General features: G+C 34.3%; 15 protein-coding genes. 2 read left to right on the forward strand and 13 right to left on the reverse strand.

Going from position 1 to position 15,769, the window contains the following annotated elements; all coding sequences use genetic code 11:
- Positions 1-288 precede the first annotated feature (288 nt).
- The 10 genes from secA to ACTJJ9_RS06060 form a co-directional block, all read right to left on the reverse strand.
- Positions 289-2,799 carry a preprotein translocase subunit SecA gene (secA, locus tag ACTJJ9_RS06015; RefSeq protein WP_145581238.1) on the reverse strand — a complete coding sequence of 837 codons (2,511 nt, stop codon included), beginning with the start codon at positions 2,797-2,799 and terminating at the stop codon, positions 289-291.
- Between the two features lie 242 nt (positions 2,800-3,041).
- Complete coding sequence (rbsK, locus tag ACTJJ9_RS06020; RefSeq protein WP_145581239.1) at positions 3,042-3,947, reverse strand: ribokinase; 906 nt, start codon at positions 3,945-3,947, stop codon at positions 3,042-3,044.
- A 57-nt stretch (positions 3,948-4,004) separates the two neighbouring features.
- On the reverse strand, positions 4,005-4,556 hold the full coding sequence (hpf, locus tag ACTJJ9_RS06025) for a ribosome hibernation-promoting factor, HPF/YfiA family (protein ID WP_095299772.1): 552 nt from the start codon (positions 4,554-4,556) through the stop codon (positions 4,005-4,007).
- Positions 4,557-4,818: 262 nt separating this feature from the next.
- Positions 4,819-5,019: a YjfB family protein gene (locus ACTJJ9_RS06030; protein WP_095299771.1), complete on the reverse strand. Its 201-nt coding sequence runs from the start codon at positions 5,017-5,019 to the stop codon at positions 4,819-4,821.
- Positions 5,020-5,050: 31 nt separating this feature from the next.
- Positions 5,051-5,434, reverse strand: a complete 384-nt coding sequence (locus tag ACTJJ9_RS06035; RefSeq protein WP_145581240.1) for a hypothetical protein — start codon at positions 5,432-5,434, stop codon at positions 5,051-5,053.
- Positions 5,435-5,443: 9 nt separating this feature from the next.
- Complete coding sequence (locus tag ACTJJ9_RS06040) at positions 5,444-5,797, reverse strand: hypothetical protein (protein ID WP_145581241.1); 354 nt, start codon at positions 5,795-5,797, stop codon at positions 5,444-5,446.
- Positions 5,797-6,198, reverse strand: coding sequence for a flagellar export chaperone FliS (fliS, locus tag ACTJJ9_RS06045; protein ID WP_145581242.1), 402 nt, complete (start codon positions 6,196-6,198; stop codon positions 5,797-5,799). The genes ACTJJ9_RS06040 and fliS overlap by 1 nt, the downstream gene beginning before the upstream one ends.
- A gap of 19 nt (positions 6,199-6,217) precedes the next feature.
- Positions 6,218-7,735, reverse strand: coding sequence for a flagellar hook-associated protein 2 (locus ACTJJ9_RS06050; RefSeq protein ID WP_145581243.1), 1,518 nt, complete (start codon positions 7,733-7,735; stop codon positions 6,218-6,220).
- Between the two features lie 12 nt (positions 7,736-7,747).
- Entirely contained in the window at positions 7,748-8,089 is a 342-nt protein-coding gene (flaG, locus tag ACTJJ9_RS06055) for a flagellar protein FlaG (RefSeq protein WP_095299766.1), read from the reverse strand.
- Positions 8,090-8,238: 149 nt separating this feature from the next.
- Positions 8,239-8,598 (reverse strand): flagellar export chaperone FliS, encoded by a 360-nt coding sequence (locus ACTJJ9_RS06060; protein ID WP_095299765.1) that lies wholly within the window; start codon positions 8,596-8,598, stop codon positions 8,239-8,241.
- Positions 8,599-8,734: 136 nt separating this feature from the next.
- Between ACTJJ9_RS06060 and ACTJJ9_RS06065 the strand changes: the two genes are divergently transcribed.
- Positions 8,735-9,547, forward strand: coding sequence for a flagellin N-terminal helical domain-containing protein (locus ACTJJ9_RS06065; RefSeq protein WP_145581244.1), 813 nt, complete (start codon positions 8,735-8,737; stop codon positions 9,545-9,547).
- A 76-nt stretch (positions 9,548-9,623) separates the two neighbouring features.
- On the opposite strand, the gene ACTJJ9_RS06070 is transcribed toward ACTJJ9_RS06065, so the two are convergent.
- Positions 9,624-9,749: a hypothetical protein gene (locus tag ACTJJ9_RS06070; protein WP_255451828.1), complete on the reverse strand. Its 126-nt coding sequence runs from the start codon at positions 9,747-9,749 to the stop codon at positions 9,624-9,626.
- A gap of 612 nt (positions 9,750-10,361) precedes the next feature.
- Between ACTJJ9_RS06070 and ACTJJ9_RS06075 the strand changes: the two genes are divergently transcribed.
- Positions 10,362-11,363 carry a CatB-related O-acetyltransferase gene (locus tag ACTJJ9_RS06075; RefSeq protein ID WP_440768538.1) on the forward strand — a complete coding sequence of 334 codons (1,002 nt, stop codon included), beginning with the start codon at positions 10,362-10,364 and terminating at the stop codon, positions 11,361-11,363.
- Between the two features lie 631 nt (positions 11,364-11,994).
- On the opposite strand, the gene ACTJJ9_RS06080 is transcribed toward ACTJJ9_RS06075, so the two are convergent.
- Entirely contained in the window at positions 11,995-14,661 is a 2,667-nt protein-coding gene (locus ACTJJ9_RS06080) for a glycosyltransferase (RefSeq protein ID WP_186324149.1), read from the reverse strand.
- 13 nt (positions 14,662-14,674) lie between these two features.
- A complete protein-coding gene (locus ACTJJ9_RS06085) occupies positions 14,675-15,736 on the reverse strand; it encodes a glycosyltransferase family 2 protein (RefSeq protein ID WP_095299761.1) in 1,062 nt (353 codons plus the stop codon).
- Positions 15,737-15,769 lie beyond the last annotated feature (33 nt).

Below are 15,769 nucleotides of genomic sequence, written 5' to 3' on the forward strand. Positions count from 1 at the left end.
TCTCTCAGATTGTTGTATCTATTTTTCCCCTTTTATATGGTTATGACTCTTTTATCATATGTTTTTGTATCTTTATTGTCTTTTACTAAGTTAGTGTTTTGGTTGATTTCCTCTACAGTACTCGCTTTCCGCGGGGTGGGTGGTGAGCCTCCTCGGTAAACCTGCTCACGTCTCACCTTTCCCACGCATCCCGCAGGAGTCTTATACTTCCGCTCCAATCAACCATTACTTAGTTTTTGATTCGAACACAACAAACCTTAAGAAGTGCCGATAATTTTCAAAGAATTATTATTGACCACAGCAATTTTTATATTTTTTGCCGCTTCCGCAAATACACGGATCATTTCGGCCAATTTCTACTACTTTACGAGCTGGCTTTTTCTTCACTGGCTCGTCGCCTTCTTTCGCATGAACGGCTGTTTGACCTTTTGCTACTTCTTGACGTTCAAGGTTGTTGCGGATTTGTGCTTTCATAATAAATTTCGCAACATCTTCCTCAATGGCTACAATCATGTTTTCGAACATCGCAAAGCCTTCCATTTGGTATTCGCGGAGTGGGTCATTTTGTCCGTAAGCACGAAGGTGGATACCTTGACGAAGCTGATCCATCGCATCGATATGATCCATCCATTTTGAATCAACAGCACGAAGAAGAATAACCTTTTCAAACTCGCGCATTTGCTCTTCGCCGAAGTCTTCTTCCTTCGCATTATAACGCTCAATCGCTTTTTCCTTAATCATTTGTGCGATTTCTTCAGGTTCCTTACCACGAAGATCGTTGATTTCAAGCTCACCCTCTTGAAGGATGTTTGCATTCATATAATCGACAATGCCTTCCAAATTCCAAGCATCCTCGTCCTCATCCCTTGGCATATATGAATCAACAACACGCTCAATTGTAGAAACAAGCATTTTTTCAACAATTTCCCGCAGGTTATCAGAATCTAATACTTCAAAGCGTTGCTTATAAATGACTTCACGCTGCTGGCGTAAAACATCGTCATATTGAAGCAGCTGTTTCCGTGCATCAAAGTTATTTCCTTCAACACGTTTTTGTGCTGATTCAACGGCACGAGTGACAATCTTACTTTGGATTGGCTGTGAATCATCCATTCCAAGTCGATCCATCATATTCATCATATTTTCCGATCCAAAACGACGCATTAATTCATCCTCCATTGAGAGGTAGAATTGCGTAATACCTGGATCCCCTTGACGTCCAGAACGTCCTCGCAGCTGGTTATCGATACGACGTGATTCATGTCGCTCTGTACCAATTACCGCAAGACCGCCCTTTTCAATAACACCTTCGCCAAGCTTGATGTCAGTACCACGACCTGCCATGTTTGTTGCAATCGTCACCGCACCTAATTGCCCAGCATTTTCAATTATCTCCGCTTCCTTCTCATGGTTTTTCGCATTCAATACATGATGTGGAACACCTTTTTTCTTAAGAAGCTGGGAAATTAATTCAGATGTTTCAACCGCTACTGTCCCAACTAGAACCGGTTGACCAAGGTCATGGCGTTGCTTGACATCCTCAACAACAGCACGGAATTTCCCTTCCATTGAACGGTAGACTAAATCAGCTCTATCATCACGGGCAATTGGTCGATTTGTTGGAATCGCAATAACTTGCATGTTGTAAATATTGCGGAATTCCTCTTCCTCTGTTTTTGCTGTACCAGTCATACCAGCGAGTTTTTTATACATCCGGAAGTAGTTTTGGAAGGTAATCGTTGCAAGTGTCATACTTTCATTTTGAATTTCTAAGCCTTCTTTTGCTTCGATTGCCTGGTGAAGACCGTCGCTGTAACGACGTCCTTTCATTAGACGTCCTGTAAACGAGTCAACGATGACAACCTGTTCGTCCTCAACGACATAATCAACATCTTTTTGCATGACAAAATGCGCCTTTAACGCTTGGTTAATGTGATGGTTAAGTGCAACATGCGTAATATCATATAAATTATCGATACCAAAAGCACGTTCAGCCTTCGTAATTCCTTCCTCAGTTAACTGAACAGCCTTTGTTTTCACATCATACGTAAAGTCTTCATCTTGTTTTAATTGACGTACAAAGCCATTTGCTTGTAGATAAAGCTTGGTCGATTTTGCAGCTTGTCCCGAGATAATTAACGGTGTTCTCGCTTCATCAATAAGAATGGAGTCAACCTCATCGATAACGGCAAAATTTAATGGGCGTTGAACCATTTGTTCACGATAAAGAACCATGTTATCACGTAAATAGTCAAAGCCTAATTCATTATTTGTGGAATACGTAATATCCGCAGCATAGGCTTCACGCTTTTCATCCTTTGTAAGGGAGTTCAAGTTCAAGCCTACCTTTAAGCCAAGAAACTCATAAAGCTGACCCATTTCATTTGCGTCACGACTTGCTAAGTATTCGTTGACCGTTACAACATGCACACCTTCACCTGAAAGTGCATTTAAATAAACAGGCATAGTTGAAGTTAATGTTTTCCCTTCACCTGTTTTCATCTCTGAGATATTTCCCTCGTGTAGTGAAATACCCCCCATTAATTGCACCTTGTAAGGATACAATCCTAATACACGCTTTGCTGCCTCACGAACAACAGCAAAAGCTTCTATTAAAAGGTCATCAAGTGTCTCACCCTTGGCAAGCCGACCTTTGAACTCTTCTGTTTTTGCTTTAAGCTCATTATCAGATAAACTGCTCATCTTGCCACTCAAGGCATCAATCTGATTCGCCATTTTCTCATAACGATTTAACGCACGTTTGTTTAAATCAAACACCTTGTTTAAAATTCCAAGCATTCAAAACGCTCCTCTGTATTTAGAGTGAAATCATTCAAATAGTTCATATTATAAACCATCCTTTATTTTAGCACTATTTGGGATATGGTACAACAGGGACGTATGTGGAGAGGCATATGTGTGGGGACTGTCCCCGTTTCAACATCATTTCCAACAGAGAATTCATATAACTCAATGAACACAAGAAATTGAACATTTGGGGGACTGTCCCCGTTTTACTCAAAATTAACGCTTTTTTGCTTTTAGATGTTGTTTTGGGGACTGTCCCCCAAAAAGGATTCAACTTCTTCAAGTGTTGGTATTCCTGTTTGTGCGCCGAGTTTTGTGACGGAGAGGGCTGCTGCTGCATTGGCGAAATTGCATGCTTCTTGGAGTGTTTTGCCTTTGCTTAGTGATACGGCTAAGGCTCCATTAAACGTGTCTCCGGCACCGGTTGTGTCTATGGCATTTACTTTGTAGGACGGGATTGTTGTTTCTTTTTGATGTTGATAGATTGTAACTCCATTTGCTCCTTTGGTGACGATGCATTTTTCTTTCATGTCATATAATTCATCCTCATCTATACTAGAGAACAGCATCGTTTGTTCATGCTCATTTGGTGTTAAGTAGTCTACTTGTAATAGCAGATCTCTTGGTAGTTTTTGAATTGGCGCTGGGTTTAGGATAACAGGTACTTTATGTTTCTTTGCTAGACAGACAGCTTCAATTACTGCTTTCACTTGGATTTCTAGTTGTAAGAGAATGAGGTCACTTTTAGCGATTACTTGTTCATAATCTGTGATTAATGCTGGAGTGACTTCATTGTTTGCTCCAGATACGACTATGATGCTGTTGTCTCCTTGTGATAAAGTTATCGCAGCTATTCCAGTTGATATTCCCTCCACCGTTTTAATATATTCAGTGTTTATGCCTTGTTCTTGTAAATGCTCCTTTAGCATGCTTCCAAACCCATCATTCCCAACAGAGCCAATAAGAGTAACGTCTGCACCTAATCTTGCAGCTGCTACCGCCTGATTTGCTCCCTTACCACCAGGGATCGTATGGAAGCTTTCCCCGAGGACGGTTTCTCCTACTTTTGGAATGATTGATGTTCTTGTAACTAAATCCATATTGATGCTGCCGATTACGGTGATTTTTGGTTGTATCATTTCCTTCTCCTTATGAAAAACAGCGCCCTTTAAGGAGGCGCTGTCGATTTATCTATTTTAAACTTGTGGCTCAATTAAGCCATATTTTCCATCTTTTCGTTTATATACAACATTCGTTTTATTCGTTTTCGCATCTGTAAAGACGAAGAAGTTGTGACCAAGCATGTCCATTTGAAGAATTGCTTCCTCGCTGTCCATTGGCTTTAGGTTAAAGCGCTTAGTACGAACAAGCTCTTGTGTGTCCTCTTCTTCTGTAGCATTATCCTCCGGGAGTACGTTATTAAACACAAATTTCGGATCTCCTTGCTCACGCAATTTGCGGTTTACTTTTGTTTTATGTTTACGAATTTGACGTTCTAATTTATTTACAACTAAATCAATTGCCGCGTACATATCTTGGTTATGCTCCTCTGCACGTAGCACTAAATCAGTCATCGGGATTGTAACCTCGATTTTAGAATCCTGATCATTATAGTACTTCAGGTTAATATTGACCTTCGCATCAACTGATTCATCGAAGTACCGTTCAAGCTTACCAATTTTCTTTTCTGCATATTCTCTTAAAGCTGGAGTTAATTCAATGTTTTCCCCTCTGACGTTAAATTTCATGTAGAACTCCTCCTTTTTGATAAAGCTATGTATACAATATTCTATGTTACCCTGCCAAACTCCTGCTTATTATCGAAAAAGATGTGAAAAAATTGTGAAAATTTGTAGAAAAAGCGATTGGAATTTATTGTGCGGTGGGGTGTAGTAATATATGCGGGAGGTGCTCCAAATATGTAAGGGGTTTCAAATAAAACATCATTTACTGCAAAAAATTCTCACAAATAAAAAAGCAACCATAATGACTATGGTTACTCTATATCACTTATAATTTTATATCAATATTTCCACCTAAATGCGGTTGTGCAGCATGTTGAATTGCTGATGCGTTAGTTGTGCTTAATAATGTTTGAAGCGCATCTCCTTGTTGCTCTGCATTCCCCATTGCCATTTTCATAACAGATAATGATGCTTGTTGCTGGACCTTTCCTTGACTAAGGGCCATTGACATTAATGCGATATCCATACAGACACGTCCTATCTATTAAAATACCTATTTAATGTAAAACATAGGTTTTTATATTTGTTTGCATTGAAGCCTTCCAATTCAGAAACGCAGGAATTAACTGATGCTTCATGAAAAGAGATTGTTCAAAGCTTGTGTTACATCTTAATTCATCTTCAAGCAATTCGATAATTTCATCAAATTTATGTATCGAATGAAGAAGGCATTTATCATTATGAAACGTTTTTTCTAATAGAGTACGAGAGGAATCAATATAATAGAATGCAATAAGTATGTCTTTAAATACTTGATTGTTTTCAATATTTTCTATCTCCATAAAACTATTTAGAATATAATCAAAGCCTTCTTCAATCGTATCCAAAAGATGGTAATAGTATTGGAGAAACTCAACATCCTGCTCCGTCAGTGATATCACGTATATCACCTATTTTCGCTTGTCATAATACATACCGTCTGATACTGATAGATGTTGGTATGGGTTAGTATATTGATTATTCGACGTTTTTGTCTTCTTCAATTGCATCATATCTTGTTGAATTTGCTTTTGGATCATCTTAAAATTTTCTATAATTGTCTCATTCCAACTAATAATTTTATTCGCAAGCTCTTTCTCTTTCCCAGTTACAGGCTTTTCTACTCCGGCCATCACATACTCTCGTTCAGATAGCAATAACGTGATTTTTTCAATAAAATCATCTCGATTATCCTTAGGAATCGGATTTTCAACAAGCTGAACAAGTTGCTCAGTAATTTGATAGACGTCTTGAATTGAACTCACTATGCTTGTCCACCTTGACCATACTGCTGCTGACGGTTAATTTGGATGACTTGCTTCCATGTATCTCGGAATTCGACAACATAATTTTCTACTTCTTGCAAAATCTCTTTATCATTTTTTATGTTTGCTTCAATTAAACGATGATTCATATATTCATACATCACTTCAAATTTTTTAGCGACCTCATAATCTTTATTTAACGTGATCATAAGCTCAGTAATGATTTTTTGTGCCTTTTGGATATTTGTATTCTTTTCTTGAATATTAGAAGCATCAATCGCTTGTGATGCCTGGTTAATAAATTTAATACATCCATTGTATAGCATTAACGTAAGTTCACCTGGCGATGCTGTTGTAATTGAATTTTGTTGATAGGCTGCATACGGATTATTAATAGCCACTTAAGACACTCCTTTGTTTTTAAGCAAATTGTTGCATTAGGTATGTTGATTGTGAATTTGCTTGTTGAATTGCTTTTTCCATTGCTGTAAATTGACGCCAATAGCGATCCTCAATTTGAAGGAGACGAGCCTCAAAACGGGTAATTTGTGAATCGATATCCACGATATTACGACCAATTGAAAATTGCTGGTTTGTTGAAGTCGCCTTACCTGCTTTTTCCTCAATACTTTTTACTGTTTCACTGATAATTGAACGAAGACGGTTTGTAATCCCCATCTCTGATGATACGGTACTATTCTTCGTTGTTGTTGTACCATCTGCTGCAGTTGTTGTTACTTTAGTTGAACCACTAAAAAGTTGGAATACCGCTTCTGGGTCTTTTTCGATTGCGGCTCTTAGCTTTGTTTCATCAATTGTCAATTTCCCGTTATCTCTAAAATTACTTGATGTTGTAATTCCGATTTGAGCTAGTTGGTTCAGCTCACTATTTGCGCCTGTTCCAGTATATGGAGAATACATAGCTGTACGCATTTTTGTTAATGCACCTGACAAAATTGAATCATTTTTAAGAAGACCACTTTTCGCCTTATCTTCCCAAAGCTCAATTTGCTTATCTGTCATCGCCTCTTTTTCTTCATTAGATAATGGCTGATAGCTGCGATAACGAGTTTCACTTATTTCACCGTTGATTTTTTCAATCATTTCATTGTATTTGTTAACAAATTGGACGATTTTATCAACCATGTTATCAGTGTCAGTTGCAACGGAAATTCTTGCTGTTTTTCCATTTGTTACGTCGTTGAGTGTGTAGTTTACGTTGTTGATTGTGAATGTGTTGCTTGAGCGTGTTGTAGCTAAGCCGTTGATAGTAAATTCTGCATCAGTACCTGCCGTAGTTGGAGTTAATTCTTTTGAATTACCATCAAAGGTAAATCCTAAATCTGTGAACAACTTTTCTGCATCTGCATCCATTAATTTAATTGATGCTTTTGCACCAGTGTCATTTTTGGACAAGACTACTTTGCCATTTTCAGCAAAAGCCGTTACACCTAAGTCCTTATTACTTGATAATTGCTTTAATACATCATCTAGAGTTGCTCCAGCTTTAACTGTAAGCTTAACATCCTTAACCGTTCCATCACCATTTGTTACCTGTAATTCAATTTCGGTGTCTGTTGAATATGCTGTAAAGTTAGATGCACCAGAAACCCAGTTAGCTGATGTTGCAAGCTGACTTACACTAATACTAGTCGATACATTCCCAGCAGCAGTATTAGCTGTTGCAGTTACTGCATCCGACATAGTACTTGTAACAGTCTTCTTTAAAAAATCCTTTTGAAGTGTCATATTATCAAAAATATACTTATCGAAATCACTTAAAAGGGTATTCATGCTGCGATAGTCATCACGTTGCCATTCTAAAATTTGCTTCTTTTGCGTTAATTTGTCGAGTGGAATTCGTTCTGCTTTCATTAAATCACTTACAAGCGTATCAATATCCATTCCACTTGCTAATCCACCAATACGAGTTACCATGTCTCATCACCTCTATATCTTTTTATCAAACAGAAGTCCCATAAACTCTGTCATTTTCGCATAAATATCTAATATTTTCTTCGATGGGATTTCCCTTACTACTTCATTCGTTTGATTATCTACTACTGTTACATAGTATTCGTTCAATTCTTCATGAAGCTCGAATTTAATATGTGTATTTGCAGGCTGCAGGAAGTCGTTCATACTTTTTACAACCTTTTCTAAATCCGCTTCATTTTGAGTGAATTGATTCTCTTGTACAGTGCTTGTCTCTATATGTTCTTTTTCAGCAGTTTTGTATGTTTGATCTAAGTTGTGAAGTGTTGGCTGTGAAGCAATTTTAGCGACAGACATAAATAAACACTCCTCTTAAATATGTTCTAATTCTTATATCGGACTATCTTCTAAGAAGTTTAATCCGTCTTTTCAGATTTATCCTTTTAATAGAAAAAATGTGCTTAATATCTATATTATCGAAAATACTTGTAAAATAATTAAAAAGATTACTTTTCCTCTATCAAAATCAATTTAAACTGAAGCAGCAATGATTCTATCTCTACTAATATTGTACTATCTTGTTTTATGTTTGCTTCAATAAGTCTACGATTCATAAAATCTAAGATAGCTGTCAAGATTTTGCCAGTTTCAATCGAATTATTCACTAATGGAATAATTTCAAGTATAAGCTGTTGTGTAATTTGAATTTGCTTATTTTGTTCAACTTTGTTTTTTTCTTCAATTGCTCGTTTTCCTTTTCCTAGCGCTTTGGAAGCTTCTTCAACCATCCATAAAATAAGCTTTCTTGGAGGTAAGGACGATAAACTATGCTGCTTATATACATTTTCTACTTGCTTTACGTCCATTCAGCCTTCTCTCCTCATTATTTCTATTTATAATATCGGCACTTTTTTGAAAAAATTCACCTATTATCTTGAAAACGATTGTTTTTTCGTCGATATAAGAAGTGATATAGAGATTTATGTGAAAAGAGGTGAAAAGATGAAAATTCAGAATCAGACAGCGATTACCTTTTCAATGAATCGTTACCAACGAAATGAAACAAAAGTCGAGAAAACACTTGATAAATTGGCATCAGGGTTAAATATTCGCCGTGCAGGTGATAACGCTGCAGGACTAGCTGTTTCTGAGACATTTCGTGCCCAAGTACGAGGTCTTTCACAGGCACAACGAAATATGCAGGATGGTCTTTCCGTCTTATCTGCAGCAGATGAAGGCTTAAATAATGTGAACAGCTTATTGCAAAGAGCACGTGAGCTTGCTGTCATGAATGCAACAGATACATTGACAGACGAGGATCGCCAGGCAAGTCAGATGGAGCTCGAGCAAATCATGGAAGGTATTAATGATACAGCAAATAAGTTAGAATTCAATACGATGAAAATTCTCGGAGAAAACGCACCATTAGTATTAATGGTCGGAGCAAATCCAGGTCAGCAAATTACGATCGATTTAATGGATACAAGTACTACTGCTCTTGGATTAGATGCTGTTAATTTACTTACACGTGATGCTTCTTCAGACTTAATAGGCAAGCTAGATGAGGCAATTGTTCAAACAACGAGTAATTTGACGAAGATTGGTTCTTATTACGAAGCAATTGAGCATCATATGGAAAATTCATTTGTAAAAGAGTCAAATATCACCGCATCCGTATCTTTATTAACTGATACAGATATGGCCAAAGAGATGATGAATTTTGTTGGGTTAGAAGTACGTCAGAAGAGTGATCAACTGTTTGTATCGACGATTAATCAGAATACGGCTGATATTTTGAAGATACTTTCGCATTAAACGAAGAGCCTTTCTTTTAAAAAGGAAGGCTCTTTAAATATTAACCTTAATCATTGCAATACATTGTAGCAGTTGATTAGCTAGAGCTACATTGCTTTGCTAGAGAAAGAATTGATAATTTTGTTTGATTCATCAAATCATTTGGCATATCACCATCACAAATTCGAGACTCACTAGAAGTTAAATTTTTCGATACATCCAAATTATCTTCTCTATTTTTTTGTAAGGTCCTAACTGGCCAGGTACTTTTGATACTTTTTTAATCGTATATTCAATTGACTTAATTATTTCGATGTAAATTGTTACGTAACAGAGGATATACAACTAGCTCGAAGACGATCGTAAAATGTTTTCTCATTATATGTATTAACAATTAAAGGAAAGTGTCGACTTTAAGGTGAACGGAATGAGCAATTATCTGTGCAAGAAGTTAAATTAATGAAGCAATTTCTGTTGTTTTACAACTTTACTCTGTTTACAAATTAAATTATCACACCAATGCACAAGAATCCTTATAACAATGGGGAAAATTCCAAGAAAAAACAAACATAATGACAACCATTTATGTTTTACAATGCAGCAGTAGAAGGAAGAAGTAATAATATCAAGGACTTACAACTTAGTCATTACTTCACTCGAAATCCAAAGCAATATAACAACATATTTTATAAGCGTGAAACGAAGAACTACTTTCTTTTTAAAATAAGAACAGGTCTTAGTGAAGAGCCTAAAATCATTTTTCGCATCCGATATTAAATGAAGATAGCAATGAAGTTCTAGTGACAATAAAAATAATTTTATAAGGGGTTTATCGATGATAACAGTTAGTTGTGATGATTCTATAAGAACATTCGTCTTTAATAATGGCGGAAAAGAAAACTTCCCTTTTTTCACCATTGGTAAAAATAGTTATATTAATGACATGAAAATTCAAGTAAACATGGGTAATGAAGTTATCAATATCCACATAGGAAACTATTGTTCTATCGCATATAATGTAACGTTATTAATTGATAGAAATCACGATTATAAATCTATTTCTACTTCACCATTATTAGAAGTGACTCGAAAGTTACCTAAAAAAGGTCAAATAATTATAGGAAACGATGTTTGGATAGGTAATGATGTAACAATTTTATCCGGAGTTAGAATTGGAGATGGCGCTGTAGTAGGGGCAGGAACAATTGTAACTAAAGATATCCCTCCATATGCAATAGCAATAGGAAATCCTATGAAAATAATTAAATATAGATTTGACAAGGAACAAATTAAGCAGTTACTCGAGATTAAATGGTGGAATTGGGGAACAGAGGAAATTGAAGAAAATAAAATGTGGTTCGGCAAAGACATTCAAGAGTTTGTTAGTAAATTTAATACTTATAGAGATACAGAAGTTCAAAGTATCGTAATGGATAAAAAATTAAATTCTATTTTATTTATACCTGATTTCAATGAATCATATCCAATATGGAGAAATGTAATAAATCAATATATAAGTCATTTTTCAAGCTATGATGAAGTTACTCTTATACTAAGAATCGAACAGGATGAAAATTTCGAAGAAAATATAAATAACGTTATAAATTTAATTTCTGAAAGAGCAGATTATCCAGATATTCTAATTATAAATGATATTATATCTAATGAAAAAATGTTATTTAAAGATATTAATTATTTTATTACGACAAGAAATCAAAAAACTATTGAGTATATTGAATATGCTGATGAGTTTAATGTGAATATAATATCAGGAGTGGATGTTCCTGTATTTACTGACTATTTAAAGGAGCAAATATTAGAAGGAAATAATAGGTAAGAGGACTATTTTAAATACGTATCCCTTTAGATTCATGTATAAAAATAACGCAAATGATTAGATAGTATAGGTAAAGAGAGTAGGGCTCATACTCACGTGGCTGTATCCGGCTTGTCAAGAAAATCGAGTAAGTTATTCTAGATATTTCTTCAGGTACCCATGGACTATTGTTGGGTGCGTCCACTCTCCCTTATCTTTTCCAATTCCTTTGTTAGTAAAAATAATAACACTATTTTTTTCGTAACTTTCCGAAGGCTAGAGTGCATACCCTTTCTACAGTTTTGTGGTGTCTTTGTTGGGACATTCCTCTTGCATACCATCGAAATGAACATATCCTTGATAGAAGATACGTCCCTTTTACAATTTGGAATCCGCTGCGGTTCAAATGAACAATCAAAATCACGAGGAACCGCAATTTCAACTTATCCAGTGATCGTGCTCACGAATTTTTCCATATCCATGTTGATTCTGTTCAATAATTTTGAATTAGTTAATTCTATGTAGTTCTGATCTCTTTTCGTTATCCCAAATGAACTAGTTATTCTATCAAATAAAAAACTGTGTAAGTAAGGAGCCGTACGTATTCCTTACTTACACAATATAATTACCTCTTATCGGATATCATTTCGCTTTATGAAAGACTATTTATCAATTTTCTAGTCTGTTCAATTTGTATACTAAGTGAATAGTTATTTTCCACAAAATCTCTATAATCTTCTGCGAAATATTCATTATTGCAAATCATTTCAACCGCTTCATCAATTGTATTAAAAAGATAATTTTCTGGCCATATTTCTTTCGCATATAAAAAATTATGAATTACTGGTTTAATTCCTTTAAGCATACCTTCAGCTATAAAATATCCAAAACTCTCATGAATTGTAGTTGCAAGGATATAACTTTTATCCTCCAACCATTCATTAATATCATGTTGCCAACCATCAAAGAAAATATTATTTTCCAACCCTAATTCACTAATCTGGTAATCCCAATATTTCTTTATCAGTAAATCGTTAAAGTCACCTGCTATATGCAGTTCATATCTACTATCTTTACTGATCAGTTTTTTCATTATTTGTAACATAAAAAAAGGATTCTTTCTGTATATCATCGCACCTACAAATGCTATTTTATAGCCTTTATTTTCTCTAAATGTATATTTGTTAATATCAACGCCATTCTTTATTGTCTCTATAGCTACTTTTTCCTTAATGTCAGGTAACTGGTCTTCTAATAACTTCACTAAGTGATCTGTTACAACAATTAACTTATCGACATTCATCCAGTTTACTTTTTGTGGATTATTAGTAAAAACTTCATATCTATGGACTCTGGATATTATCTTCTTCTTTTTAGCTAATCCATGATTACTACCATACGCTAATAAATCATCACACCATTCAAACCAACAAATATCTGCCCATTTCATCCCTTCATCAATTTGGGATATATTCGTGACAATTATTTTTCGAACAGTATAAACCTTCGATAATTCATGAATAATATCATTTAAGAACTTATCACCATTCTTAATAGAAAAAAATACTATTTTAGAATTATTGTGGTTATCATTTAACTGGGTTGAATCAAACAAATTACTTAGTTGTTCTGTCAAATTTTTTCTTTCAAATTTTTCCACATTAGTATTTGCCTCATAATGAGCTTTTTCCTTATTCAACCACTTCTTATATTCCATTAAAATACTTTGCTCTATACCTTCAACGTCATTAAAATCAACATTATATCCACGATTAGTTTCTTCAATCAGTTGATGAACAACTCCATCTGTTGGTGCTAACGAGAGAATAGATTTGTTAAGTCTAAGATATTCGAAGATTTTACCAGGATATGTTGCCTTATTCTTTTCCCCTGGCCCAACTATAAGTAACAGTAAGTCACTATTAGCAGATTTTTGTAAACTCACCTGATGCGGAACATAACCAAAAAATTCAACAATTTGCCCTAATCCTAATTCGCTAGCAAAATTGATCCATTTTTCATCATTATTTGTCCAAGAAAAATAAACTTTTATCTTATTCTTATCTATTCTTCCATTTTGAATCAGGTTGTTTAAAGCTTTCATAAAAGTAACTGGTGTTCTTATTCCATATAATAATCCATTGTGAATAATGGTGAATTTTTCATTTCTTGATTTAGTGAAATGAATTTCTTTAAAGTCATCTTCATCATATCCATTAGTGATTGTTGTAATTATTCCATCATCCAAATTAAAGGTATTTTGATAATTTTCTTTAGACTTTGGTGTTACAGTAACTACTTTATCAGCAGTGTTTACAATTCTTTTTTCAAGTTCAAAAGCCATTTTATAATATAGACTATTTTTATCTGGGTCAGCATATGGATTATTAGTCCATTCATCTCTAAAATCCGCTATCCAAGGCTTTTGAAATTCATCCTTTAAATGATAGCCAATCACATGGTCTGAATAAGGTCCTGAAGTTGTATAAATTAAATCAATTTCCGAAACGTCAATAAATTGATGAATTTCTTTCAACACTTTATTAGCCCAAAAAATATATTGATCTGGAATTTGAATTGCTTCTAGATTTGCTAATGTAAATGTTCTATATGAAGTGAATAAATCCTTATTCACCTTCATTTTTTCAATAATGGAATGAATTTCTGAAACAATTGTTGAATCTAATTTATTATCCTCATCGATTCGAATGACTCTAGTACCATGTGGAATTTCAGATAATAAACTCTCGTCGATTAAAGGATAATTTGTTTTTCCAGCCGTCACAACGATTGGCTCCCATCCAAAGGAGCTTAAATATTTAACAAATTTCAACGTTCTCTGTACACCTGATCCACCGATTGGGGGGAAAATATGAGCTATAATCAGTACCTTCTTATTTTCTACAGTCTTCATTTCAGTAGATGTTGTAGGTTGCTTTGCTAATAAGTCGCTAAGAATTCCGTCAATTTCCACTTTCTGTAACTCATCAATGCTATTTTCTTTTGCCAATTTAAAATATTTAATAGCTTCCTCCAAGTTATTATTTATTTGGAATAATGTAGCTAAATTAAAAAATGTATCACTATTATAATTATCAATATGAATAGCATCCTTTAAAACCTTTTCAGCAAGCTCTAATTTACCTTCCTGTATATAAATTATTGACTTTGCTTGATAAATCTCTACGTCACCTTGAATAATATCCTCGTATTGCGAAATCAGTAATTCCGCTTCCTTAAGCTTATTTAAATTTATATACTCTTGAATTTGCTTTTTTATATTTTTTTTATATATTTCAAGCTCATTTTGTCCAGACATATCTTTTGCCCCCTCAGCTACATAATTCCTTAATACGTTTATCAGCCAAACGATATCCATAATGTGACGATAATTTATAAAATTCTAGTGCTTTATTTCTCTCTCCATTTACTTCATAATAAACACCTAGATTATAAGCAGGTAAAAAGGTACTTGTTCCTTCTAAATATTCAACATGTACCTTATCGTTTAATAACAAACACGTTAAAAAACTACTTTCAATATTTTGAATATATAATTGTGCCTTTGTTGGAAATTGAAAACAATAATTTAAAAAATACAATCCTTTAGCAAAATGAAAATCCGAAACATTATTTAATAGATTCTCATTTTGCTTAATCACTTCCAATACTTCTTCTTTTCCACACTCTTTCCCACAATTGATTAATTCTACTACAAGTTCACCATAGTAAGATTCATTCTGATTAATTAATTTATAAGATCTAATAAGGAAATTAAACGATTCTAAATATTTTTCACTTATTCGTAATTCTCTTCCTAATTGAAAAAGATAGTAAGGATCAAGGGGATTCCTTTGTACTGCCTTAATAAGTAAAGGAATATTTCTTTCGCCTTTTTTTGTATTATAATAGCCACTATGCTTTACTTTTAAATTCATCTTTACTCTTGGAAGCTTACTATTAAGTTGCTCGTGGATGATTCCTGTAAATTGGACATCCTTCGGAAAAAATCTTGAAATATAATTTTTAGAACATAAATCTTGATTTTCTTTTTTAAAATCACTGTAAACTAAAATTCTCCCGATAGCATTTTGACTCATGATCAAATCCAGATCATTTCTAGTTCCAGAAATAATATATTCGTCAGCATCTAGAACTAAAATATAATCACCTGTTGTTTTCTCTATTGAATAATTTCGAGCAGAAGAAAAATCATCACACCACTCATAATGATATAGATTTACATTTTGATGTTCTCTAATGATATTTATTGTATTGTCAGTGGAGCCTGTATCAACAATTACAATTTCGTCAACTAAATCTTTAACACTCTGTAAACATCTAGCAATATTTTTTTCTTCATTTTTGACTATCATCGCTAATGATATTTTCACAACCGGTACCTCTCCCCTATATTTATCCGCATA

The organism is Metabacillus sp. 22489, from assembly GCF_052044855.1.
Classification (GTDB): domain Bacteria; phylum Bacillota; class Bacilli; order Bacillales; family Bacillaceae; genus Metabacillus; species Metabacillus niabensis.